The following is a 24,255-nucleotide window of genomic DNA, read 5'->3' as shown; positions in this document are numbered from 1 at the left end:
ACGGCGATTGCCGTCAGGCCTGCGCGGAAACGGCGGCGGCGTGAATTTGCTCGGCTGCGGCGTTGACCCTGGTCATGGTGTCCGTCAGTTCGGCGTAGGGCTCGTCTTGGATCGTCGCTGTGCCGAAATTCGAGTTCTCGCCGTCGAAGCGCCCCTCCGCCGGCTGATCGGCATGCTCGAACCAGTGATAGCCGACCACCGCCGGCTTGCGCAGAGCCGCCGTCACGTAGCGCTCGAAGCATTGCGCGCGCTCGAGCTGGCTCGCCACCCGCGGTCCGGCGCCGCGGGTATTCGGCAGGCCGGAATCGTCGCCGCGAAAGGAAAATTCCGAAATCAGGCACGGCTTGCCGGTTGCCGCATAGGCATCGATCGCCGGACTGGCGTCGAAGTCGTAGCAATTGAACGACACCACATCGAGGTGCCGGCCGGCGGCGGCGATCACATTGGTTTGCGGCTGATAGCCAAACCGCGAACCGATCACCAGATGATTGGAATCGACAGCCCTGATGGCCGACGCGCACAGTTCGAAATAGATGTCGGCCACCATCGCGCTGAAAGCGTCGCAGTCCGTGGAGAATTGCGCCCGGAGGGGATTTTCGCGATTGGCCCTGGCTTCGAGCGCGTCGTTCAGTCCGCCGGGCGGCATCCTGAAGAACGGCGCGTCGATATGTGCGATGTGGCCGAGATGTTCCCATGATCGCGCCAGCGTGCCCCAGACCGCATTGAACTGGGAAAACTCGCGATAATGCTGCTGCAACCTGGCAATTGCGGCAACGCGACCGGGACGGTGCGACGGCAAATTCAGAAAGATGGTCAGCAGCTCGTCAGCGCCGCGCCAGTCCGGCGACCAGTACAATTCATTGTCGATAAACGTCCCGAGCAGGCCCGGTTCGTTGCGCCATCTTGTGCAGCGATCCCTGGCGCTTTCACGGATATGCGCCGCGAAGGCGGCGTCGAAGACGTCGGGAAAGATCTGGTCGCGGCGGTGCAGCCGGAATGTGGCGCCCAGCGCCGTCGTCGGCGTCATTGCCAGGCGTTGCATTCCGGCGCTGGCGACAAGCTCGTCGGACCAGCAGCCGACGGTATTGAACTTCCAGCCTGCGAGCCGATCCGATGCTGCAGCGCGCCATGCATGCAAACTACCGTATTTGGCGCGGCAGGTGTCGGCGTAAGGCACGCTATCGCTGTTCGCGATGTGGTCCTGATCGAAGCGGACCGTATTGACGCCCTTGGAAATGAAGCGACCGCCATCGGGATCGACGAACCAGGACACGCCATTCTGTTCCGCCACACGAAAGAAGCCGCTGCCGTGGAAGCAGTCGTCGGCGATTCCACCCCACTTCGTTCTTCGCAACCCAATACCTCGGCTACAGAGCTACAAGCTCCTCTTCATCGCATCGTCGCAACCGGCAATTCTTGATCTGGCTCAAGATCGCCGGCCACGGGCCTGACTATTGCTATTGCAACGATCAGACAGACGGAAACGCCGCGCGTCGGGCCCCGCCGGGAACGGGCTCTGGAATCAGGCAGGTCATCCATGGCGATATCGGAGTTTCCCAGCATCGCCGGCTTGCGACCGGATTTCATCTGGGGGGTCTCGACCTCAAGCTTCCAGATCGAAGGTGCCGCGCAGGAAGACGGTCGCGGGCCGAGTATCTGGGACACCTATTGCCACGACGGCGCAGTCAGGAATCACGACACCGGCGACGTCGCCTGCGATCATTACCACCGCTACCGCGAGGACGTCGCGCTGATGAAGGCGCTGGGCGTTCAGGCGTACCGCTTCTCGGTGGCCTGGCCGCGCGTGTTGCCGCAGGGGCGCGGCACCGCAAATGAAGCGGGCCTTGCCTTCTACGACCGGCTGATCGACGAATTGCTGGCCGCAGGCATCGCGCCGTGGCTTTGCCTGTATCATTGGGACCTGCCGCAGGCGCTCGAGGATGCCGGCGGCTGGCTCAACCGGGAGTCCGTGACATGGTTCGCGGACTATACGAGGCTGGTCGCCGCACGTTACGGGGATCGCGTCAAGCGCTTTGCGACCTTCAACGAACCGTCGATCTTCAGCCTGTTCAGCCGCTCGCTCGGGACGGCGGGCCGGAGCCGCGAAGACGATCTCCACCGCATGATCCACCACGTCAATCTCGCACATGGCGCCGCGGTGGATGTGCTGCGCAACACGGTCAGCGACGTCTCCGTCGGATGCATCCACAACTATCAGCCGTGCTTGCCATCGAGCAGCAGCGAAGCCGATGCCGCGGCAGCCGCCCGGTTGAACACCTACTGGAACAACGCGTTCCCCGACCCGCAGTGCCTGGGCGAGTATCCGGCGGCGATGCGTCCGGCGCTCGCGCCGCACATCCAGCCGGGCGATCTGGCGCGCATCCGCCGCCCGCTCGACTGGTTCGGCCTCAATCACTACAGCCCGGTCTACGTCACGGCGAAGCCGGACGCGATGCTGGGCTACGACTTCGGCGACAAGCCGTCGGGCATTGCCCTGACGCCGATCGGATGGCCGATCGATCCGGCGGCCTTCGGCGAGACATTGCGGACGGTCCATCGACGCTACGGTCTGCCTATCTACGTCCTGGAGAACGGCTATGGCGATGCGCTGCAGCCTGACCAGGCCGGCGCGGTGGTCGACAGCGGACGAATCGCATTCCTGCGTGCCTATGTCGAAGCGATGAATGCCGCCGCCGCAGACGGCGTCGACATTCGCGGCTATTTCATCTGGTCGCTGCTCGACAATCTGGAATGGGACTCCGGATACAGCATCAGATTCGGCCTGGTCTACGTCGACTATGCGTCGCTGCGGCGAGTCCCCAAAGCGTCGTTCGACTGGTATGCGGGACTGATCAAGGCAGTGCATCAACGATGAGCGCCGGCTCCGACCAGCTCCGGGATCCGGCGACCGGGATCGTCACCCTCACCATCAACCCGGCGATCGACATTTCGACATCGGTGAAGAAGATGATGCCGTTCACCAAGATGCGTTGCGCACCCGCGCAGCGCGATCCGGGCGGCGGCGGCATCAACGTCGCCAGGGTTCTGAAACGGCTCGGTGCCGAAGCAACTGCGGTTTACCCGGCCGGCGGCGCAACCGGACAGGCACTGGCGGCGCTGGTCGAAGGCGAAGGCGTGCCAAGCATCGTGATCCCGACCCGGAACGACACCCGGGAGGACATCACGATCTATGACGAAGCCAGCCGGGAGCAGTTTCGCCTGGTATTCCCGGGCGCCGTTCTCAGCGAATTTGAATGGCAACAATGCCTCGACGCGATAGCGCGCATGGCGCCGCAGGCCGCATTCGTCATAGCCAGTGGGAGCCTGCCTGCCGGCGTGCCCGCGGATTTTTACGGCAGGGTCGTTCAGGCTGCCAAAGGCGCCGGGAGGGTCATCGTTGACACGTCCGGCAGCTCGCTCAAGTCAGCCCTGGAAATGGGCGTTTATCTCATCAAGCCAAACCTGCACGAGTTTCAGGACCTCGCCGGAACAACCTCAGCCGACGAAGCGTCGCTCGTCGCGGCAGGACGCGACCTGTTTGATCGCTACCGCATCGAAGTCGTTGCGCTCTCGATGGGAGCCGAAGGCGCCCTGCTGATGACGCGCGACACGGTCCTGCGGGCGAACGGCTTCCCCATCGCGCCGGCCAGCGTGTCCGGCGCGGGCGACAGCTTCCTGGGCGCGATGGTCTGGAGCCTGACGCAGGATGGCAGTCTTGAACAGGCGCTGCGCTACGGCGTGGCCGGGGGCTCGGCCGCGCTGCTCAATCCCGGCACCGAACTGTGCGGCGCCGCGGATGTGCATCGCCTTGCCGCCGAGGTCACCGTCAGGGCGGTGCGAGCCGCCCGTCCAGCTTGACGCAGGTCAAGCTGTGCTGTCGCGTGTCGAATAATTTCAGCTACAATGCCGCCAAGGAAAGCCGTTCGCGCCTTCGCGCGGCAGATGCCAGACATGCCAGCATGCTGAAACCCGCTTATCTTGCGCCCGACGAAAGGCAGTTGCTGAGCCGGTTCTGGCAGAGCGCGTCCGGATTCTGGCGCGGCCGTCAGGCATGGCGCGCCTGGCTTCTGGGCGCCCTGCTGATCGCCACCATCCTGCTGCGGCTGGTGATTCAATACGCGCTGAATTTCTGGAATCGCGATTTCTTCAACGCCATCGGTCGTAAGGACGCAGCCGATCTGTGGATCCAGGCGCTGCGCTTCCTGCCGCTCGCCGCCGCCAGCCTGTTCCTCACCGTGCTGTCGGTGTGGGCGCGCATGACCACGCAGCGCACCTGGCGCAACTGGCTGAGCAACCATCTCTACGACTACTGGCTGGGCAACGACCGGCACACGCGGCTGCGATTCATCGCCGGCGATTCTCAGGCGCCGGAATTCCGCATCGCCGAGGATGCCAGGCTGGCCACCGACCTGCCCGTCGACCTCGCACTCGGACTGTTGAACTCGCTGCTCACGGTGATCACCTTCATCGGCGTGTTGTGGTCGGTGGGCGACAGCCTGGCGCTCCCGCTCGACGGCGTGACCCTCGTGATTCCCGGTTACCTGGTCATCGCAGTGATCGTCTATTCGCTGCTGCTGTCGGGGGCGACCGTCCTGATCGCCCGCCATCTGACGCGGGTGATCGAGGAGAACAAGCGCGCCGAAGCCGAGCTCCGCTCGGTCGGCACCCATCTGCGCGAAAGCGGCGAGGGTCTGGCGCTGGCGGATGCCCGAAAGGACGGCCGCCAGACCATTGCCGCAGCGCTCAAGGCGGTGATCGCGATCTGGCGGATCTATTGCTGGCAGCCGATGCGCCTGACGCTGGTCACCTATACCAGCCTCCTCGTCACGCCCGTGGTCGGCCTGCTGCTGTGTATCCCGAAATACCTGGCGGGGATGATGACGCTGGGCGAAGTCGTGCAGGCCGCCGCGGCTTTCGTCGTGGTGCAGGGCGCCTTCAACTGGTTCACCGACAACTATGCCAAGCTTGCCGAGTGGGCATCCTCCGCCAACCGCGTCGCCTCACTGCTGCTGGCACTCGATCAGGTGGATGCGGCAGGGCCGGGGCCGGACGCCGGTACTGGCGCGAAGCTACAAGCGTTGCCCGAAGCGGACACGCGGGGGCCGATTCGCGGCGATTGAATTGCCCGGCCTGACCGGTGACGCAGTAGGCGCAGGCGTCGGCAATTTTTACGACACCACCTGCTTCTCGCCGGTGAGATGGCGTCAGGGAGTCAGGGATCTGATAGCAGCAGCGTCTTCTCTTCCCGCTCCCACGGCCGCCGCGCAGCGGCGGCTTGGGGGAGAGGGGAAGAGAGGAGTTACCTGCGCAGCACCGCGATCGTTCGGCTCGCGAAGGCCAGTCGCTCCGCCATCACGGTGACGAAAAAGGTCAGCAGCTTCTGGCTCAGCACCGGGTGATGGGCTTTGATCTCGTCGAAGGCGGCGGCGTGCAGCACGTAGAGCACGCTGGCAACTTCTGCCTGGATGGTGGCGCTGCGTGGCGCCTGCGAAACCAACCCCATCTCGCCCACCGTGGTGTAGCGGCCGAGGCTGCGCACCCGTGTGAGCCGTCCGTCACCGGCCGGCACCATGATGCCGAGGCGGCCGTCGAGAATGAAGTGCATAGAGTCGGCGGGGTCGCCGGCGCCAACCACGATATCGCCAGCCTTGACCTCGACGCGCTCGCAGCGACTCATCAACTGTTCAGCATCTTCCGCCGTGCGCAAGATCTTCATAAACCAGTCGCGCAGCCCGTCTTCGTCGGCCTGCAACCCGCGGTGCCGTGCGATCACCTCGTTCTCGCACCACTCCAGTGCGTGATCGAGCTCGCCGATCACGCTGACGCTCTCGTCGATGAAGGGGCTGGTGCGCAGGCTGCGTTCCGCCTGCGGAGGAATGTTGACCAGCACGATCCGCAACCCACGTTGCTGCGCAATCCGCTTGATCTGCATGAAGCTGTGCGCCGCCGACGAATCGATGCCGGTGACCTGACGGAAATCGAACACCAGGAAACGACATTCGGGATGGCGCAGCAGCAGCGCCTTGATGTGCTGGTACAGCCGGTTGGCGGAGCCGAAGAAGAGATAACTCTGCAGGTTGAGGCCCTGGATTTCGCCGCCGTGGGCGGTGAGCGCACGCTGGTCGTCGAGCGACCGATCAAGCGAGCTGCGATATTCCGATCCGTCGAAGCCGTATTTGATCGAGGAGATGCGCGAGACGCTGAGTGCGAAGGTGGTGCAGCCGATAACGACGCCGATCAGCACGCCGGCGACAAACCCCCATTGCACGATGATCACGATGATCGACAGCAGCGACAGGTAATCGAGCAGCGACAGCCGGCGCCGCGAGTCGACGATCCAGCGGTGCAACTGCTCCGCGCCGAGATAGATCAGCAATCCCCCGAGCACAAACTTCGGCACGTAGCCGAGCAACGCCGGATCGACCACCAACATCAGCGCGGCGACCGCCGCCACGGTCGCGCCGGACAGCCGGCCGCTGCCGCCGGCGCTGCGATTGAGCAGCGAGCGGCTGATGGAGATGCAGCTTGCATAGCCGCCAAGCGCGCCAACCAGCATATTGGCGGCGCCGGCTGTCTTCAATTCGCGCTCGAGGTCGGCCTCGCGGTGGGTGACCACCTCGATCCCGGTGGTGTTGAACAGGGTGCTGATGGCGGTGACGAACACCACGGCGACGAGGTTGCCGGCCAGAGCCGGCAGCTCCCGCCATGGAAAAGGCGCCGCATCCGCCAGCAGCCAGGGCAGCGCCAGGCTGGCCTTGGGCAGCGACGCGAACGTCCAGCCCGCGGCCTGCGCCTGCGAAACCGTCATGCCGGCGGCCAGAAAAGCGATGTGCGCAACGATCACACCTGCGACTAGGATCGACGGCAACGCCAGCGGCCTGCGCGAGCGATGCCAGGTCAGGTAGATGGTCAGAGCGAGCGCGCAGGCGGCGAGCAACTGATAGCAGGTGGTGGTATTAACCAGCGCGTCCAGCGTATCGATCTGCAGCTTGCGGCCGCTGACTACCTGGACTCCGCCGACGGTGATCAGCCAGGCGGTGGCGCCGAGGAAACCGCCGATCACCGGGTAGGGCACGTAGCGGATCGCGCGGCCGAGCCGCGACACACCGAATCCGTACAGCACAATGCCGGTGACGATGGCCGCCCCCGACAACGTCATCAGGACCGGGCCGGGAGGGATGGCCTCCGGGTGGCCGGCGATCATGTGTTCCGCCAGTGTCGCGGCCAGGATGGCCGTGACCGCGGCCGTCGAACTGTCGGGGCCGGCGACGGCAAACGGAAACGAGCTGCCGATCGCCACCACCGCCGCGGCAACCGACGCCGATATGAACGTGGCGGCCACGCCATAGGGGAGCAGCGGCGCCAGCGGGCCGGCGAAGATCAGAACCGAATAGGACAGTCCGAAGGCGATTGTGAGCACGCTAGCCAGCGCGCCGCCAAACAGGTCGTCGCGCCAGCCGGCGAGACGCGTGGCGAGGCTCGCGGGCTCAGTCACGCGCGGCCCAATGTGCAATGGCCGAGCGGCAAGGGAGAAAATCGACATCGATCACGGACAAAACCCGTCGGAGCCATGCGGCTGGCGCAATCGCCGCCGTCTTTGGTAGACGACGGCGGCTCATGCGGACAAGTTCTATTTTGTTACAGATCGCGCGGAGCGGACCCGGTTGGAAAAATTAGGTGACTACCAACTCTTCGCCGGTGAGCCGGCGATAGGCTTCCAGATAACGCTTGCTGGTGGCCTCGGTGACCTCCGCAGGCAGCGGCGGCGGCGGGGCTTCGCCGTTCCAGCGACCGGCACGGCGTTCGCTGTCGAGATAGTCGCGCAGCGGCTGCTTGTCGAAGGAGGGCTGCGGCTGGCCGGGCTTGTAGGCGTCGGCGGCCCAGAAGCGCGAACTGTCGGGGGTCATCACCTCGTCGATAAGGATGATGCGGCCGTCGAGATCCCGGCCGAATTCGAACTTGGTGTCGGCAATGATGATGCCCTGCTCGCGGGCGATCTCCTCGCCCTGGGTGTAAACCGCGCGGCTCATGCTCTCCAGCACATAGGCGGTCTCTTCGCCGAGCACCTCGCGCATCTGCGCGATGGTGATGTTCTCGTCGTGGCCGGTCTCGGCCTTGGTGGCCGGGCTGAAGATCGCGGGTTCGAGCCTCTCGCTTTCCTGCAGCCCGTCCGGCAGCTTCTCACCCGCCAACGTGCCTGACGCCGCATATTCCTTCCACGCCGAACCCGACAGATAACCGCGCACCACGCATTCGACCGGAAACACCATGGTGCGCCTGCACAGCATCGCGCGCCCGGCGAGCGCGGCACGATGACCGGCCAGTTCGGGCACCTGTTCGATGATGTCGTCGGCGTCGGCGGAAATCATGTGATGCGGCACCACGCCGCCGAGCTGGTTGAACCACCAGGCGCTGATCTGGGTCAGCACAGCGCCTTTCATCGGGATGGTCTCGGCCATCACCACGTCGAAGGCGCTGATGCGGTCGGTGGTCAGCAGCAGCACGCGGTCGTCGCCCACCGCATAGATATCGCGGACCTTGCCGCGGCCGATGCGGGGAAGCGGCAGGTCGCTGGTGGACATGGTGGCGGTGGTCATGGACTGGACTTTCGAAAGCAGCGCCGTTCCGGCGCGCGCGCCGGTGGCCGTGGGGATGAGGTTTGAAGGCTATTCCGGCAGCGGAATGAATTCGTGTTCGTCCGGCACATGGGCGAAGCGGCCGGACTTCCAGTCCGCCTTGGCCTGCTCGATGCGCTCCTTGCTGGAGGAGACGAAATTCCACCACAGGTGACGTGGTCCTTCCAGCGCATCGCCGCCGAGGAACATCATGCGGGTCGGGCGCAGCGCCTTCACGGTGATGGCGTCGCCAGGCCGGAAGATCAGCAGCCGCGGCCCTTCATAGCGATCGCCGGCGATCTCGATCTCGCCGTCGACCACATAGATGGCGCGCTCATCATGGTCGGGATCGAGCGGCACGCTGGTGCCGGCCTCGACCGTCACCTCGGCGTAGAACCATGGTGACACCATGGTCACCGGCGATGCCTTGCCGAACGCAGCGCCGGCAATGATCCGCGCGGTGAAGCCGGTATCGGCGACGGTGGGCAGGCTGTCCGCCGCATAGTGCTGGAATGACGGCGCGATCTCCTCGGAGCCTTTGGGCAGTGCAATCCAGCTCTGCAGGCCGAGCATTCTTTGGCCGTTCGCGCGCTGCACGTCCGGCGTGCGCTCGGAATGCGCGATGCCGCGGCCGGCGGTCATCAGATTCATGGCACCGGGCTGGATCTCGCGAACATTGCCCTCGCTGTCGCGGTGCATGATCGAGCCGTCGAACAGATAGGTGACGGTGGCGAGGCCGATATGCGGATGCGGGCGCACGTCCATGCCCTTACCGGACATGAATTGCACCGGGCCGAAATGATCGAAGAAGATGAACGGGCCAACCATCTGCCGCTTGCCGTGCGGCAGCGCCCGGCGGACCTGGAAGCCGTCGCCGAGATCGCGGGTGCGCGGCACGATCACCAGTTCCAGCGCGTCGCAGGACTGCGGATCGCCGAGAATCGGATCGTTGGAGGGCTGCCAGCTCATAAGGGCTCCGGGAAGTCTGCGGTTGCGGCGGCATTATCCCGCGCCGCGCAGGAGCTGACAATGGCGGCTTTACCGGCGGCGCGCCAGCGGGAAGGCCACCCAACGTAGCGTTCCGCAGCCGCGCACCCGCAACCTGCGGTGGTCAGGACGAAACAGACGTGCCATGCTGTTTGGCGCAGCCTTGGCGCGATTCATTGGTCGCGTTTCCACCTTGCCGATTTGTCCAGCCCGGCAGGCCGTATGGGACATGTCTGAAATCGATCGCTTGGCCGGCTGTGCCGGAATCGGGGAGTCTGCGTTGCCCAGTTCGCTCATCCACACGCCGAGCGCGGGCGCCGACCTGGCGCTCGCAACTTTGGCAGACCATTCCTCCCTCGATGGCGCCATGACCGACGCCGCCGCGAAGATTCGCAAGCTATTGAGGCAGCAGGCGGCCATCGCGCGGTTCGGCAGCTTCGCTTTGCGGCAATGGGACATGACCAAGATCCTGGCGGAGGCCGTACGGGTCTGCGCCGAGGGCCTCGACGTGCCGTTCGCCAAGGTCTGCCGCTATCGGCCCCAGGAAAACGACCTGCTGATTGTCGCTGGCCACGGCTGGCAGCATGGCGTCGTCGGCTGCGTCTTGCGCGTCGACATGAGCTCACCGCAGGGTCGCGCTTTCTCCACTGGCGAGCCCGCGATCTGCAGAGATTTGCGCCTGGATGGCCATTTTATACTGCCTGCCTTCTATGCCGAGCACGGCATCGTCTCGACCATCGACGTCATCATCAAGGGCAGCGATGACCTCCCCTATGGCGTCCTGGAGATCGATAACGACCGGCAGCACGATTACGATCAGTACGACATCAACTTTCTCACCGGCTTCGCCAACGTGCTGGCCGAGGCGGTGGCGACGGCCTCACGTGCGGAGGCCCTGCAGGTTGCTCTCGACCGTATGAAGGTACTGGTCGCGGAGAAGGACGGGCTATTGCGCGAGAAGAACGTGGTCGACGTGCATCTACGCCAGGCGCAGAAGATGGAAGCGGTGGGCCAGCTCACCGGCGGGGTGGCCCACGACCTCAACAACATCCTCACCGTGATCGTTGGCGCGATCGAGGTTCTCACCGACGCCGTCGCCGACCGGCCGCAACTGGCCACCCTCGCCAGGATGATCGACGATGCCGCGGGCCGCGGCGCCGATCTGACGCGGCGCCTGCTGGCCTTTGCCCGCAAGCAGCCACTGCACCCGCGGGAGGTTGACGTCAACTCACTGATCATCGAGGCCACCGGCCTGCTGCAGCCGACGCTTGGGGAACACATCGAGATCCAGATGGCGCTCTCCAGCGACACGGTCCGCGCGCTGATCGACCCAAGCCAGTTGACCAGCTCCATCCTGAACCTGTCGCTCAACGCGCGCGACGCCATGCCGGACGGCGGCAAACTGACCATTGCGACCAGCAACGTGACCGTCGATGACGCCTATGCGACCGCCCATGGCGATGTGGCCCCGGGCAACTACGTGCTGGTCGCGGTCAGCGATTCCGGCCACGGCATTGCCGCCGAGAACCTGGACAAGGTGTTCGAGCCGTTCTTCACCACCAAGGAGGTCGGCAAGGGAACCGGGCTTGGCCTCAGCATGGTCTACGGTTTCGTCAAGCAGTCGCTCGGCCACATCACCGTCTACAGCGAGGCCGGCCAGGGCACGACCATCAGGATCTACCTGCCGCAAGCCACCGGTGCCGCTCATGCGGTCGAGCCGAACAGTCCATCCCGCATGGAGAGCGGGCATGAGACCGTGCTGGTGGTCGAGGACGATCCGCTGGTGCGGACCTTCGTGCTGGCCCAGGTCGAAAGCCTCGGCTACGTCACGCTGACCGCAGCCAACGCAGATGAGGCCCTGGCCGTCATCAACGGCGCGCAGGAGATCGACCTGCTGTTCACCGACCTCATCATGCCGGGCGCGATGAACGGCCGTCAGCTCGCCGCCGCCGCGCTGCTGCGCCGCCCGCAGATCAAGGTCCTGTTCACGTCGGGCTATTCCGAGGATGCCATCATCCACAACGGGCGGCTCGACACCGGCGTGCTGCTACTAGCCAAGCCGTACCGCAAGACCGAGCTGGCGCGCATGCTGCGCAGCGCGCTGGCCACGGAGGGGATGCTGCAACCCGCGCCCGAGGGTCCGATTGTCAGCCCGACCACACCATCGGCGCCGGCTACAGCGGCCTGATCTGCACTTTGCGAAACTTGATCATGCCGGAGCCGTATTGCAGCGCGATCGGCCCTTCGGCGTGCTGCGAATTCTCGACGTCGGCGGTTTTTTCACCGTTCAGCACGACGATCAGATGCGTGCCCTTTGCCGTGACCTCGTAGGTATTCCATTTTCCCGCCGCCTTCGGCATCGGATTGACCTTGGCGACATCGACGATGGCGCCGGTGCCGTAGCTCGGATCGGGGCGCTTGTCGAAGATGTTGACCTCGTAGCAGACCTTCGAGTCGATGGTCTTGTTGGTATCGCAGCGGATGAAGATGCCGCTGTTGGCGGCGTCGTCGGCCCAGAATTCCGCCCTGATCTGGAAATCCTTGTAGGACGTCTTGCTGACGAGATAAGCGGGATCCTTTCCGATCAGCCGGTCGGCGACGAGCCCGTCGTCGGTGGTTGTCCAGTTGGCGTCGCCGACCTTGTCCCAGTCGCCGATGGTCTGGTCCTGAAGCAGCGTGATCCAGCCCTCGTCGGTTTGGCCATGGGTGATACTGCCATATTGCAAGGCAGCAAAGCTGACGACATAACAGACTGCGATCGCAGCGATGCGTTTCATGTTGCTTTCCTCCCATGGGTCTTTTGTTGATATCAAGTTAGACCCGGGATCGCGGTCCTGTAAATCGCCAAGCCGCGCAGTGCGCAAAGAGATAATTTCGGTAGCCAGGCCATGACGTCATTTCCGATGATTGATCTCGCGCTGAAGGCCGGCACGGTGGCGCTGCTGCTGTTGCTGACCACGCTGCTGCTGCGCGACAGCCGCGGCGTGGCCGGACGGCTGGCGGCCGCGCTGGCACTGGGCGCCGCGGCCCATGCGGTCAGTGCAGGATTTGTTGCGCCGGTTGCCGCATGGCGCGCACCGCTGATCGCGCTGTCCACCGGCAACGTCGTGGTGCTGTGGCTGTTCACACGGGCGCTGTTCGACGACGGCTTCGCGCTGCGAAGGTGGCATGCGCTGCCATGGGCGGCGATGGTCGCGCTCAGCCTGGTCGACTGCCTGCTGCTGGTGCCCGACCATCTCCGGCTCGCACAGGTACTTGGCACCGCACTGAACATCGCCGCGCTGGGCTTCATCGCGCTGGCAGTGGCGCAGGCCGTCTCCTCCTGGCGGGCCGACCTGGTCGAAGGCCGTCGCCGGCTGCGACTGGCCGTCGTGGTCGCGGCCACCGCCTATGGCGCCATCAATGCCGTCATGCAGCTCGCCTGGTTCGGTCGCGCCGGCGCCGACATGGCCACGACCGTCAACGCCGCACTGCTCGCCGCAGTTGTCGCCGGCATGGCCCTGGCACTGACGCGGATCGATGGCCGCGACCTGTTCGCCGCGCCGGCGATGCCGCGATCGGTTGCCGATGCGCCGCGGGAGATTCGCAGCGACCTCGCCGACGCCGCCGATCAAAAGATGCTCGCAGCATTGAACCGGCTGATGACCAATGACCGCATCTATCGCCACGAGAACGTCACCATCGGATCGCTGGCCACCCGGCTCGCCGTGCCCGAATACAAATTGCGGCGGCTGATCAACCAGCGACTGGGCCACCGCAACTTCAATGTCTTTCTCAACGACCACCGCATCGCCGAAGTGAAGGCCGCACTGGCCGACCCGACCCAGGCCGCGGTGCCGGTCATCACCATCGCCATGGATGCCGGCTTTCAGTCGCTGGGACCGTTCAACCGCGCGTTTAAGGCCGCGACAGGACTGACCCCCACCGACTATCGCCGCCGCCATGCGGTCCCCGCGCCACCGCCCACACCATTGCAATTGAAAGAGAATTTCAGAATCGGCTAGCCGCGCCCGATTTTCCGGCTGCACGATTTCGAATTCGGCGAGCCGCCGATGCCGCGCTCGGGCCTGCTCCGTGCACCGCAGTGGTGCGGATGACCGGAGCAGGCCATGACCCGACAACGACAGATCACAATCTTCGCCGCCGTCTCGGCGCTGGGTGCGCTCACCTGGGCCGCCGCCCGCGCGCAGGACGCACCGCGCATCGCCACCGGCTTCGTCGCCCATACCTTGTGTTCGGCGGCCTTCGTGTCCGGCGTCGATCCCGACGCGGCCTATGCGGAAACCCTGGAGGCCATGCCCGGCGTCGGGCTGATCGGCTGGGCGCTTCGTTACAATGTCGACCGCGACCGCCGCGAGGTGACCAGCACCCTGCTCGGCGGCAGCCGCAGCCGCGCGGTCGAGCGCGCCGGGCTCGGTTGTCGCCTCGTCGATGAGGGGGAATCCGCCGCGGCAACGCCGCTGCCGACGGTGGCCCCGCAGCGACCGTTGCTGCCGGAGATCGCCGGCCCCGCCATGGTCGAAGCCGCAACCCCGGAGCTGCGGCAAGCGCTCGACCGCGCCTTCGCCGAGCCGGAGCAGCCGCCGTTGCGCCACACCAAGGCGATCGTCGTGCTCAAGGACGGCCGCGTTATCGCCGAGCGCTATGCGCCGGGCTACGGCATCGACACGCCGGTTCTCGGCTGGTCGGCAACCAAGTCGGTGATGTCGGCGCTCTCGGGCATTCTGGTGCGTCAGGGCAAGCTCGCTCTGGATCAACCTGCCGCGGTCGCTGCGTGGCGCAGTCCCGGCGATCCACGCCATGCCATCACCCTCGATCATCTGCTCCGTCACACCAGCGGACTGGCGATGGGCAGTTCGCTCCAGGCTTCGCTCGCCAGCACCATCGCGCCGGTCAACCAGATGAAGTTCGCCGAACGCGACATGGCCGGCTTCGCCGAACGCGCCGCGCTGGAAACGGCGCCCGGCAGCGCCTGGAATTATCACGACGGCAACACCGTCATCCTGTCGCGGCTGATCCGCGATGCCGTGGGCGGCACGGCTGCCGACGTGCTGCGGTTTGCGCGAAGGGAATTGTTCGACCCGCTGGGCATGCGCAACGTCACGCTGGAATTCGACGCCACCGGCACGCCGGAGGGCTCCAGCCAGATGCTGGCGCCGGCGCGCGCCTGGGCGCGGTTCGGCCAACTCTATCTCGACGACGGCATGGTCGGCGGCAAGCGCATCCTTCCGGAACGATGGGTCGCGGTGTCAGCAACGCCGACGCCCGAAGCCTGGGTCGGCATCGGCGCCGGCTTCTGGACCAACCGCGGCGACAGTTTTGGCGCGAAATTCCGGACCGGGCACGGCTGGCCCGCCGACTCCTTCTATGCCAGCGGCACCTTCGGACAATATGTCATCGTGCTGCCGTCGCAGCGCCTGGTGATCGCCCGCTTCGGCATCGCGCGCGACCGTGGCGACATCGAAGGCGTCTCGCGGCTGGTGGCGGACGTGATCTCTGCGACCCGCAGCGAACGGGACGCGCCGTAGAGGCCCGCTACGCCTTGCGTTTCGCGCGCACAGGAGCGGCCGGGCGGGAGTCCACCAGCACCCTGTGCAGCGCCTGCACGTTCGGCGAGGCGGCGCCCTTGCGCCAGATGAGCACCGTCTCGGCGCGGTTCTCGCCGACCGGCAGCCGGTGCACGGTGAGCCGCTTGCCTTCGGGAAAGGTCGACAGCACGCTCTCCGGCAGCAGCGCGATGCCCATGCCTGCGACCACGCAGCCGAGCATGGCGTGATAGGAGCCGAGTTCGATGGTGCGCTCTGGCATCTCGCCGCGCTTCGCATACCAGTCCTCCAGCCGCTTGCGATGCGGGCAGCCGTTCTCGAACACCAGCACCGCGCGCGGTGCGCCGTCTTTCCGGCCGATCGGCGGATGGCCCGCCGCCGACACGATCACCGGCTCCTCGTCGAAGGCATGCACGCGATCGAATGGCGCCGCGGCGATCGGCTCGGCAACGAAGGCGGCGTCGAGGTCGCCGGCGAGAATTCCCTTGGCCAGCGTTTGCGGATTGCCGATGCGCAGCTCGAGCTGCACGTCGGGATAGAGGCGGTGGAATTCGTTCAACGGCCCGGGCAGCCGCACGGCGGCGGTGCTCTCCATGGCGCCGAGGCGAAACATGCCGCGCGGCCGCGGATCCTGCACCGCATCGCGCGCCTCGTCGGCCAGCGCCAGCAGCCGGTCGGCATAGCCGAGCAGTGTCTGGCCCGCCGGCGTCAGGTGCAGCCGCTTGCCCTCGCGCACGAACAACGGCGTGCCGAGATCGTCCTCGAGCTGACGCACCCTTGTCGTCACGTTGGACTGCACGCGATGCAGCCGCTCGGCCGCGCGGGTGACACCACCCTCGCGCACCACGGCGCGGAAGATGCGCAGTTCGGCCAGATCCATTCATCTCTCCGTAAGATCAAAATGATCTCGATTATTCATTTTATGGGATGTTCTGCGTCGGGTAAACCAGCCGACGAAAGGATCGGCCATGGCAGACGACTTCGATCCACGCGCGCACGACGCGCGCCTTCTGACGCCGCAGCAGTGGATGGCAACGAGACAGACCATCATTCGCAACGCCCGGGCCGAACGCGCCCGGATGATCCGCGCCGGCCTCCGCGCGGCCTTCACCGCGTTGCGCTCCGGCTGGCGCCGCGTGAACGAACAGCAGAAGGCGCGCGCGTCCCTGCGCGACATGAGCGACTACGATTTGCGCGATATCGGCGTGACCCGCGCCGGCATCGAGACCGCCATCCGCGGCACCGCCGACCCGGCGTCGACGGCCCCACGTTCATCACATCACAACTGGAGAACCATGATGTCGAAAGCCTACTGGATCGTCCGCGTTTCCGTGCGCGACGAGGCCCGCTATCCGGATTATCTCGCCGCGGCTAGGCCGGCGTTCGAGAAATTCGGCGCGCGTTTCATCGTGCGCGGCGGCGCCTTCGAGGCAATGGAGGGCAATGCGCGTGAGCGCAACGTGGTGGTCGAATTCGCCGACCGCGCCACTGCAACGGCCTGCTATCGCAGCCCGGAATACGAGGCGGCGAAAGCGATCCGGCAAAAATATGCCGAGGCCGATTTCATCATCATCGACGGGGCGTAGTTCAGTAGGATGGGTTGATCGTCCCAGCGAAACCCATCCTACGTACTCGCTATCGTCCCAGCGCCGTCGCCGTGCTGACGCGGTCGTAACGTTCCAGCGTCAAAATCGCGTCGGAGAATTTCTCGGCCCCGCCGTTCAGCACCGGGCGCGCCGGCTGCAGGAACTTCTGCTGCATCGCTGCGGCGTCGGGGAACGAGTTCGGCTCGCCGGACGGATCGGCATAGATCCGCTCGTGCACGCCGTCCTCGGTGGTGATGCTGACGCGGGCGCCGAACGGATGCACCTTGCCCTCGAGGCGGGCGTCCTGCACCACGTCGAAACGATCGGCCAGCGTATTGATCGCGGCATCGCCGAGTTTCGTATAGTCGTCCCAGCCGAAACTACCCTGCTCCAGCGCCAGCGCGCCGGTGAAGAACATGGAGAACTGGCCGCCGACGATGGAAGTCGGATGCCGCTTGGTGGCGGCGTCGCCGGTGAGCGTGATGCCGTTGCGGTGCAGGCCGATCTCGACGCGCTTGACCTGATCCGGCGTCAGATTGTGTTCGCGGCGCATGGCGATCAGGGCATCGATGGCCGCATGGGTGTAGCGGCAGCTCGGATAGGGTTTCACGCCGATCTTCATGGTCTCGTAGACCGTGCCGAGACCGGCGGTGGCTTTCTCCGGATGGGCGTTGTTGCTGTAGCCGACCAGCAGACCGTGCTTGCCTTCCACCGATTCGGTGGCGCCGACAAAATCGTTCTTCGCCAAAGTCGCTGCAAACACGCCGTTCATGGCGGCGGCGCCGACCTGGTAGCGCTTGTTCCAGGCGCCGTTGACCAGGAATTGCAGCGAGCCCGCGGCCTGGCTGCCGGACACGCCGAAGGCCGAGGTGATCTGGTCTTTCGACAGGCCGAACAGTTTGGCGGCGGCGGCCGCCGCACCATAGGTGCCGGCAGTGGCGGTGGGATGGAAGCCGCGCGCGTAATGCGAGGTGGGATCGAGCGCATTGCCGAGCCGGCAGCACACTTCATAGCCGGCGACGATGGCGGTGAGCACGTCGCGGCCGGAGGCATTGACCATCTCGCCGACCGCAAAGGCGGCGGGCACCACCGGCGCGCTGGGATGCAGCGAGGAATCCGCGTGGGTGTCGTCGAAGTCGAGCGAATGGCCGAGCGCACCGTTCAGCAGGGCAGCGACTGCCGGCGTCCAGGTCTTGCTGTCGCCGAACACCGTGGAGCCGCCGTCGCCGTCGAGCGCCAGGACCTGCAGCATCTTCAGCAATGCCGGCGTCGATTCCGCCTCGCGCCGGGCGCGAATCGCACTGCCGAGGAAATCCAGCGTCAGCACCTTGGCGCGCGCCAGCACCTCATCCGGAATATCATCGAATTTCAGGTCGGCGACATAGGCGGCGAGCGTTGCGGTTTCATCGGCCATCGTGTTTCCTCACTTTTATGGCGATACCGTAAGGGGGCCACTTCCGGACTTCAAGCCGACAGCACGACGGGGGCAGCAGCCATGCCGCAACCCGACGACTGTCATGTCAACCACGACCGGCCGACGCCGGCGCAAGGCATCATGACCGCAATATTGAAACGCGCGCTTGCGCTGCTGCAGTCCCGCAAGGTCGAACTGGGGCTCGGCATCCGCGTGACCGCCGCGGCGTTCAGCGCGCTGGCGGTGGCCACCGCGCTCGGCCTCAAGCTGCCGCTATGGGCGGTGCTGACTTCGATCATCGTGACGCAGATGAGCGTCGGCCGCTCGCTGAAGGCGACGCGCGATTACCTGGTCGGCACCATCGGCGGTGCGATCTATGGCGGCGCGGTGGCCATTCTCATCCCGCACAGCGGCGAAGGCGCGCTGCTCGCGGTCCTGGTGCTGGCGGTGGCGCCACTGGCCTTCATCGCCGCCATCAATCCCAGCCTCAACGTCGCCACCGTCACCGCCATCATCGTGCTGCTGCTGCCGACCATGAACCACGGCACGCCGCTGGAATCGGCCATCGATCGCGTGCTGGAAGTGGCGGTCGGCGCCGTCACCGGCCTGCTGGTATCGTTCCTGGTGCTGCCGTCGCGGGCGCACAGCCAGATCCGCATCGCCGCTGCGAACGTGCTCGAACTGATGGCCGCAGCGTTGAAGGAATTGCTCGCGGGACTGACACGCGGGCTGGACAACGACGAATTGCATCGCCTGCAGGATGGCATCGGCAGGTCGCTGACCGGGCTCAACGACATTGGCGCCGAGGCCGAGCGCGAACGCGCCGCGCATCTGTCGTCCGGTCCCGACACCGGGCCGCTGCTGCGCACCGTGCTGCGGCTGCGCCACGACCTGGTGATTCTCGGCCGCGCCACGCTGGTGCCGCTGCCCTACGCATTGCAGATCCGGCTCGCCGCGCCGCTGGCCAGGGTCAGCGACGCCATCACCACCTATCTGCGCAGCGTCGCCGTGACCTTGCGCAGCGGCAAGGGCGCGCCGGCGATGTGGCCGGTGCTGGCCGCGCTGCAGGGCTACAGCGCGGAAATTGCCGCAGTGCGCAGCGAAGGGCTGACCCGCGGCATTCCCGGCGACGTGGCCGAACGATTCTTCGCGCTTGGCTTTGCGTTGGAGCAGATGCGGCAGGATCTGAAGGATCTGGAACGCTGTGTCTCCGACTGGAGCGAGGCTTCGCCGGCCGCGAAAGGCATCGCGGCGGACTGACGCGGAGCTATTGCCGCGCCTTCAGCGCATCTAGCGCATGTTCCTGAAGACGCTCGGGATCGCGCTCGCCGCGCGACGCCTCGTCGAGAATGCTGGTGGACAGCAGTTTCAGGGCCTCGGACGGGATCCGCAGCGGCAGTTCATCGAGACACAGGTTCAGCGCGGTGGACATCGCCTCGACCGTATCCGGCGCAAATACCTTGCCGGCCGCGTCCTGGGGATCGGAGACATCGGCGGTCGGCGTGGCGAGTTGCGCCGGTGCCCTGCGCTGGCGCTGGCCGAGGCGCGAAGCCTCGGCAAGCACGCACAGGTGAATCAGGCCGGCTTCACTCAGCATGTCCTCGTCGGACTGTCCGGCCTTGGCCATCGCCACAAGCCGCGCCGCCAGACGCTTGCGATTGTCGTCGTTGGCGGCATTGGTGCCTTCACGCAGGGTGAACTGCTCCCACGCCGCGTCGAAGGCACGGGCCAGCATCAGCTTTTCGGCATCGTCATCGCGCTGGCTGTCGGTGGCATCCATGCTGGGCAACGGCCACAAGCCGCTGAAGTTCCCGCCGATCGCTCAGCCGGCCGCCTGACTCAGCGCGGCGCGCGCGACCAGCCGATGGAACGGCAAGATCACAGTCAGATAGCAGCGGCCGAGCCAATTGTGGGTCAGTACCACGGTGGTGACGGTGATACGGGTGCCGCCCTGCGCCGGCGCCACATCGACCAGCACGCGAAAATCGAGATGGACGTCGTTGAAGCCGGCGACCAGACGCTGCGGGGTGTCCGAGACCACCGGGAACATGCCGACGCGGTCGACGGGGGCCCGGGCAGCGGTCTGCGACGTTGTGATGCCGAACGGCGCAACGATGGCGTCGCGTAGAACCAGAAGCGCGCGCACCCAGCCCGGCGATGTCCCGAACAGGCGCTGCGCCGCGCCGCGCGCGTCGAGCGCCGGATCTCTCACCGTGAGGGTAAAGGCATCGGCAAACTGCGCGCCCGGCAGAAAGGTGCGGGCATCGGCGGGAGGCGCGATAGCTTGGACGGACATGGACGACTCCTGCAGCAGTCGGATCGATCGATGCCGCCGAGCCTAGGACGATTTGCGCGCCGCCGCGAGTCCGCGCGCGCAGCCTTACTCCGTCGCGTCGGCCTTCAGCGCATCGGGATGCGGCATCGAGATGGTGTTGTAGCCGGAATCCACGAAGTGGGTCTCGCCGGTGACGCCGCCGGAGAGATCCGACAGGAAATACAGCGCCGAGCCGCCGAGTTCGTCCAGCGTGACGCCGCGGCCGAGCGGCGAATGCTTCTGCTGGAATGCGAACATGGCGCGGGCATCGCCGATGCCGGAACCGGCCAGCGTGCGCACCGGGCCGGCGGAAATCGCATTGACGCGAATGCCCTGGCGGCCGAAGTCGGAGGCGAGGTAGCGCACCGATGCTTCGAGCGCGGCCTTGGCAACGCCCATCACATTGTAGTTCGGCATCACCCGGGTCGAGCCGCCGAAGGTCAGGGTGATCATCGATCCGCCGTCCGGCATCATCTCGGCGGCGCGTTTTGCCACCTCGGTGAAGGAGAACACGGAGATCACCATGGTGCGCGAGAAGTTGGCGCGCGTGGTGTCGGCGTAGCGGCCCTTCAATTCGTTCTTGTCGGAGAAGCCGATGGCGTGGACCACGAAGTCGAGCTTGCCCCACTTCTCCTTCAGCGTCGCGAACATGGCATCGACGCTGTCGATGTCCTCGACGTCGCAGGACAGCACCAGATCCGACTTCAGCGATTCCGCCAGCGGCTTGACCCGCTTGCCGAGCGCCTCGCCCTGGTAGCTGAACGCCAGCTCGGCGCCGTGCGCCGCCAGCGTCTTGGCGATTCCCCAAGCGATCGAATGATCGTTGGCGACGCCCATGATCAGCCCGCGCTTGCCGTGCATCAGTCCCTGCATCTTCTATCGCTCTCCGGTTCTAACCGTCCTCATCCTGAGGAGCGCGCCCTTGCGCGCGTCTCGAAGGATGGGCCGAACATCTCATGGTTCGAGACGGCGCTGAAAAAGCGCCTCCTCACCATGAGGGTCTTGTGGAAATCGCCCCTCACCCGAAATCCGCCTAGCACAGCTTCGCTGTGCAGGGGCGGGGAGAGGTTAGGAAGAAAGATCACGCATCCATGCGCTTGAAGACCAGCGTGGCATTGGTGCCGCCGAAGCCGAACGAGTTCGACAGCACGGTGCCGACCTTCACATTGTCGATGCGCTTGCGCACGATCGGCATGTCGGCGAACACCGGATCGAGCTCGGTGATGTTGCCGCTCTCGCAGATGAAGCCGTTCTGCATCATCAGGAGCGAATAGATCGCCTCCTGCACGCCGGTTGCGCCCAGCGAATGGCCGGTCAGCGCCTTGGTGGCGGAGATCGGCGGGCACTTCTCGCCGGTGCCGAACACCTTGCGGATGGCCTCCATTTCCGGCGGATCGCCGGCCGGAGTCGAGGTGGCGTGCGGGTTGATGTAGTCGATCTTTATGCCGCCGGTGGTGGCCAGCGCCATCTTCATGCAGCGCTCGGCGCCTTCGCCGGAGGGAGCCACCATGTCGTAGCCGTCGGACGTGGCGCCATAGCCGATGATCTCGCCGTAGATCTTGGCGCCGCGCGCCTTGGCGTGCTCGTACTCCTCGAGAACCACCACGCCGGCGCCGCCGGCGATGACAAAGCCGTCGCGGCTGACGTCATAGGGACGCGAGGCGGTGGACGGCGTGTCGTTGTACTTCGACGACATGGCGCCCATGGCGTCGAACAGCACCGACAGCGACCAGTCGAGTTCCTCGCAGCCGCCGGCGAACACGATGTCCTGCTTGCCCCACTGGATCATCTCGTAGCCGTTGCCGATGCAATGGTTCGAGGTCGCGCAGGCCGAGGAGATCGAATAGTTGACGCCCTTGATCTTGAACCAGGTGGCGAGCGTCGCGGAGGCCGTCGACGACATCGCCTTCGGCACCGCGAACGGACCGACGCGCTTGGGGCCCTTGGTGCGGGTGATGTCGGCAGCTTCCACGATGGTCCGCGCGGAAGGGCCGCCGGAGCCCATGATGATGCCGGTGCGTTCGTTGGAGATATCCGACTGTTCCAGCCCGGAATCCTGCAGCGCCTGCTCCATGGCGACGTGATTCCACGCCGCGCCCTCACCGAGGAAGCGCATCGCGCGGCGGTCGATGACCCCCGAGGGATCGAGCGTCGGCGCGCCCTGCACCTGCGAGCGGAAGCCGAGCTCCGCATATTTGTCGGCGCGCGTGATGCCCGACTTTGCCTCATGGAGGCTCGCAAGCACTTCCTGAGTGTTGTTTCCGATAGATGAGACAATGCCCATCCCCGTGACGACAACCCGCCTCATGATCGCCTCGCCCTCTAAAATTACGTGTTATCGACTGACGATGTCCTGCTGGAGACCGCCGTTTGCGCAGCACGGGTTAGATGACCTTCCCGGCCGCAATGCGGCACGCGTCTATTGCTTGAACAGGCCGACCTTCAGATCCTTGGCGCGATAGATAACCTCGCCATCGGCGGAAAGCGAGCCGTCGGCAATGCCAAGCCACAATTTTGAACGCATCACCCGTTTGACGTCGATGGTGTAGACGACCTTCTTGATGTTCGGCAGCACCTGGCCGGAAAACTTCAGCTCGCCGAGCCCCAGCGCGCGGCCGGGCCCGATCCCGCCGGACCAGCCGAGGAAGAAGCCGACCATCTGCCACATGGCATCGAGGCCGAGGCAGCCCGGCATCACCGGATCGCCCTTGAAGTGGCAGGCAAAGAACCAAAGGTCCGGATTGACGTCGAGTTCGGCGCGGATCAGCCCCTTGCCGAATTCGCCGCCGGTGTCGGTGATCTCGGTGATGCGGTCGAACATCAGCATCGGCGGCAGCGGCGGCTGCGCATTGCCGGCCCCGAACAATTCGCCGCGACCGCACGCCAGCAGATCCTCGTATTCGTAGCTGCTGCGTCGTTCCTGAACCATGCTCCGGCCTTCCAAATGCAAATCGACAACGTCAAATCGGGCGCGCTTCCCTACCCATCGGCGGGTGCGCGCTGTTCCAGTCCGGCGGAACATCCCCCGTCCGCCGCGGGCTCTCTATCACAGGCCTGTGAGGCGGCAAAGCGGCGGCTCACGCCGCTGGGCCGACATCGTCGCCATGCGCGACGGCCGCCACCGGCCGCGGGCGCCCCGGCGCCGGACGCATGGCTCCCAGTTGCGAAAAACTTGCATCTGAACCCCAGGCTTCATATAATGAAGGCTACAGTTTTCGTGAACGGCAGGATTCTGACGTGGATATGAGTGACAGCTCTTCGAGCACGAATGATGACGTCGCCAATGTTGCGGCGATCGGTCATGGTCGCCAGCCCGCGCTGACCGGCTGTCCGTGGCATGACGTCAACGAAATGCTGCAGTCGGTGGGCTTGCGCCCTACCCGGCAGCGCATGGCGCTGGGCTGGTTGCTGTTCGGCAAGGGCGCGCGCCATCTGACCGCGGAAATGCTCTACGAGGAAGCCACCCTCGCGAAGGTCCCGGTGTCCCTGGCCACGGTGTACAACACCCTGAACCAGCTCACCGATTCCGGCCTGCTGCGGCAGGTCAGCGTCGACGGCACCAAGACCTATTTCGACACCAACGTCACCGCGCACCACCATTATTACCTCGAGAACAACCACGAGCTGGTCGATATCGCCGACTCGAACCTGGTGCTGCAGTCGATGCCCGAAGTGCCCGAGGGCTACGAGATCAGCCGCATCGACATGGTCGTCCGGCTGCGCAAGAAGCGCTGAAGCCCAGCACACTCGCTGTCATCGCCCGGCCGCGCGCCCTTGCGCGCCAGGACCGGGC

At 65.6% G+C, this 24,255-nt stretch carries 21 protein-coding genes and 1 pseudogene; 10 read left to right on the top strand and 12 right to left on the bottom strand.

Annotation, left to right across the window (positions count from 1 at the left end; all coding sequences use genetic code 11):
• Window positions 1-13: 13 nt before the first annotated feature.
• A complete protein-coding gene (locus ACUXVA_RS07205) occupies window positions 14-1,354 on the bottom strand; it encodes an agarase (RefSeq protein ID WP_445491454.1) in 1,341 nt (446 codons plus the stop codon).
• A gap of 183 nt (window positions 1,355-1,537) precedes the next feature.
• Here ACUXVA_RS07205 and ACUXVA_RS07200 point away from each other — a divergent pair, with 183 nt between their 5' ends.
• The 3 genes from ACUXVA_RS07200 (at window position 1,538) to ACUXVA_RS07190 (ending at window position 5,120) form a co-directional block, all read left to right on the top strand.
• Complete coding sequence (locus ACUXVA_RS07200; RefSeq protein ID WP_445491452.1) at window positions 1,538-2,875, top strand: GH1 family beta-glucosidase; 1,338 nt, start codon at window positions 1,538-1,540, stop codon at window positions 2,873-2,875.
• The gene (locus tag ACUXVA_RS07195) at window positions 2,872-3,858 is read left to right on the top strand and encodes a 1-phosphofructokinase family hexose kinase (protein WP_265080923.1); all 987 of its coding nucleotides are present in this window, start codon (window positions 2,872-2,874) and stop codon (window positions 3,856-3,858) included. The genes ACUXVA_RS07200 and ACUXVA_RS07195 overlap by 4 nt, the downstream gene beginning before the upstream one ends.
• A 101-nt stretch (window positions 3,859-3,959) precedes the next feature.
• Window positions 3,960-5,120, top strand: coding sequence for an SbmA/BacA-like family transporter (locus tag ACUXVA_RS07190; RefSeq protein ID WP_445491449.1), 1,161 nt, complete (start codon window positions 3,960-3,962; stop codon window positions 5,118-5,120).
• 179 nt (window positions 5,121-5,299) lie between these two features.
• Here the strand turns inward: ACUXVA_RS07190 and ACUXVA_RS07185 are convergent, their stop codons facing one another.
• From ACUXVA_RS07185 to ACUXVA_RS07175, 3 genes are all read right to left on the bottom strand, one after another.
• Entirely contained in the window at window positions 5,300-7,543 is a 2,244-nt protein-coding gene (locus ACUXVA_RS07185) for an SLC26A/SulP transporter family protein (RefSeq protein WP_445491447.1), read from the bottom strand.
• A 130-nt stretch (window positions 7,544-7,673) separates the two neighbouring features.
• Window positions 7,674-8,597: a phosphoribosylaminoimidazolesuccinocarboxamide synthase gene (locus ACUXVA_RS07180; RefSeq protein ID WP_445491446.1), complete on the bottom strand. Its 924-nt coding sequence runs from the start codon at window positions 8,595-8,597 to the stop codon at window positions 7,674-7,676.
• Between the two features lie 69 nt (window positions 8,598-8,666).
• A complete protein-coding gene (locus ACUXVA_RS07175; protein WP_265080925.1) occupies window positions 8,667-9,584 on the bottom strand; it encodes a pirin family protein in 918 nt (305 codons plus the stop codon).
• Window positions 9,585-9,882: 298 nt separating this feature from the next.
• Between ACUXVA_RS07175 and ACUXVA_RS07170 the strand changes: the two genes are divergently transcribed.
• On the top strand, window positions 9,883-11,790 hold the full coding sequence (locus ACUXVA_RS07170) for an ATP-binding protein (RefSeq protein ID WP_445491443.1): 1,908 nt from the start codon (window positions 9,883-9,885) through the stop codon (window positions 11,788-11,790).
• Here ACUXVA_RS07170 and ACUXVA_RS07165 read toward each other — a convergent pair.
• Window positions 11,777-12,379: a 3-keto-disaccharide hydrolase gene (locus ACUXVA_RS07165; protein ID WP_265083892.1), complete on the bottom strand. Its 603-nt coding sequence runs from the start codon at window positions 12,377-12,379 to the stop codon at window positions 11,777-11,779. The genes ACUXVA_RS07170 and ACUXVA_RS07165 overlap by 14 nt on opposite strands.
• 111 nt (window positions 12,380-12,490) lie before the next feature.
• Between ACUXVA_RS07165 and ACUXVA_RS07160 the strand changes: the two genes are divergently transcribed.
• Both ACUXVA_RS07160 and ACUXVA_RS07155 read left to right on the top strand, forming a co-directional pair.
• The gene (locus ACUXVA_RS07160; protein ID WP_265080926.1) at window positions 12,491-13,606 is read left to right on the top strand and encodes a helix-turn-helix domain-containing protein; all 1,116 of its coding nucleotides are present in this window, start codon (window positions 12,491-12,493) and stop codon (window positions 13,604-13,606) included.
• A gap of 105 nt (window positions 13,607-13,711) precedes the next feature.
• On the top strand, window positions 13,712-15,130 hold the full coding sequence (locus tag ACUXVA_RS07155) for a serine hydrolase domain-containing protein (RefSeq protein ID WP_445491440.1): 1,419 nt from the start codon (window positions 13,712-13,714) through the stop codon (window positions 15,128-15,130).
• Window positions 15,131-15,137: 7 nt separating this feature from the next.
• On the opposite strand, the gene ACUXVA_RS07150 is transcribed toward ACUXVA_RS07155, so the two are convergent.
• The gene (locus ACUXVA_RS07150) at window positions 15,138-16,028 is read right to left on the bottom strand and encodes a LysR family transcriptional regulator (protein ID WP_265080927.1); all 891 of its coding nucleotides are present in this window, start codon (window positions 16,026-16,028) and stop codon (window positions 15,138-15,140) included.
• A gap of 88 nt (window positions 16,029-16,116) precedes the next feature.
• On the opposite strand from ACUXVA_RS07150, the pseudogene ACUXVA_RS07145 reads away from it, so the two are divergent.
• Both ACUXVA_RS07145 and ACUXVA_RS07140 read left to right on the top strand, forming a co-directional pair.
• Window positions 16,117-16,353, top strand: a pseudogene (locus ACUXVA_RS07145) (hypothetical protein); the annotation flags it as partial.
• A gap of 93 nt (window positions 16,354-16,446) precedes the next feature.
• Window positions 16,447-16,734 carry a DUF1330 domain-containing protein gene (locus ACUXVA_RS07140; RefSeq protein WP_265083893.1) on the top strand — a complete coding sequence of 96 codons (288 nt, stop codon included), beginning with the start codon at window positions 16,447-16,449 and terminating at the stop codon, window positions 16,732-16,734.
• A 49-nt stretch (window positions 16,735-16,783) separates the two neighbouring features.
• Here the strand turns inward: ACUXVA_RS07140 and ACUXVA_RS07135 are convergent, their stop codons facing one another.
• Window positions 16,784-18,148: an MmgE/PrpD family protein gene (locus tag ACUXVA_RS07135; RefSeq protein ID WP_445491438.1), complete on the bottom strand. Its 1,365-nt coding sequence runs from the start codon at window positions 18,146-18,148 to the stop codon at window positions 16,784-16,786.
• Window positions 18,149-18,289: 141 nt separating this feature from the next.
• On the opposite strand from ACUXVA_RS07135, the gene ACUXVA_RS07130 reads away from it, so the two are divergent.
• A complete protein-coding gene (locus tag ACUXVA_RS07130; RefSeq protein ID WP_265083894.1) occupies window positions 18,290-19,408 on the top strand; it encodes an FUSC family protein in 1,119 nt (372 codons plus the stop codon).
• A gap of 7 nt (window positions 19,409-19,415) precedes the next feature.
• Here ACUXVA_RS07130 and ACUXVA_RS07125 read toward each other — a convergent pair whose 3' ends face one another.
• The 5 genes from ACUXVA_RS07125 to fabA all read right to left on the bottom strand — a co-directional run bounded on the left by ACUXVA_RS07125 (window position 19,416) and on the right by fabA (window position 23,391).
• Window positions 19,416-19,946: a hypothetical protein gene (locus ACUXVA_RS07125; protein ID WP_265080929.1), complete on the bottom strand. Its 531-nt coding sequence runs from the start codon at window positions 19,944-19,946 to the stop codon at window positions 19,416-19,418.
• A gap of 24 nt (window positions 19,947-19,970) precedes the next feature.
• Window positions 19,971-20,444, bottom strand: coding sequence for a DUF2867 domain-containing protein (locus ACUXVA_RS07120; protein WP_265080930.1), 474 nt, complete (start codon window positions 20,442-20,444; stop codon window positions 19,971-19,973).
• A gap of 84 nt (window positions 20,445-20,528) precedes the next feature.
• Window positions 20,529-21,335 carry an enoyl-ACP reductase FabI gene (gene fabI / locus ACUXVA_RS07115; RefSeq protein ID WP_265080931.1) on the bottom strand — a complete coding sequence of 269 codons (807 nt, stop codon included), beginning with the start codon at window positions 21,333-21,335 and terminating at the stop codon, window positions 20,529-20,531.
• A 208-nt stretch (window positions 21,336-21,543) separates the two neighbouring features.
• Window positions 21,544-22,770, bottom strand: coding sequence for a beta-ketoacyl-ACP synthase I (gene fabB, locus ACUXVA_RS07110; RefSeq protein ID WP_265080932.1), 1,227 nt, complete (start codon window positions 22,768-22,770; stop codon window positions 21,544-21,546).
• 111 nt (window positions 22,771-22,881) lie between these two features.
• On the bottom strand, window positions 22,882-23,391 hold the full coding sequence (fabA, locus tag ACUXVA_RS07105; protein ID WP_445491435.1) for a 3-hydroxyacyl-[acyl-carrier-protein] dehydratase FabA: 510 nt from the start codon (window positions 23,389-23,391) through the stop codon (window positions 22,882-22,884).
• A 314-nt stretch (window positions 23,392-23,705) separates the two neighbouring features.
• On the opposite strand from fabA, the gene irrA reads away from it, so the two are divergent.
• On the top strand, window positions 23,706-24,197 hold the full coding sequence (gene irrA / locus ACUXVA_RS07100) for an iron response transcriptional regulator IrrA (RefSeq protein ID WP_265080934.1): 492 nt from the start codon (window positions 23,706-23,708) through the stop codon (window positions 24,195-24,197).
• The last annotated feature ends 58 nt before the right edge of the window (window positions 24,198-24,255 follow it).

The organism is Rhodopseudomonas sp. RCAM05734 (assembly GCF_052658035.1).
The sequence above is the reverse complement of the archived record's forward strand: the minus strand, read 5'-3'. Positions and strand labels throughout refer to the sequence as shown.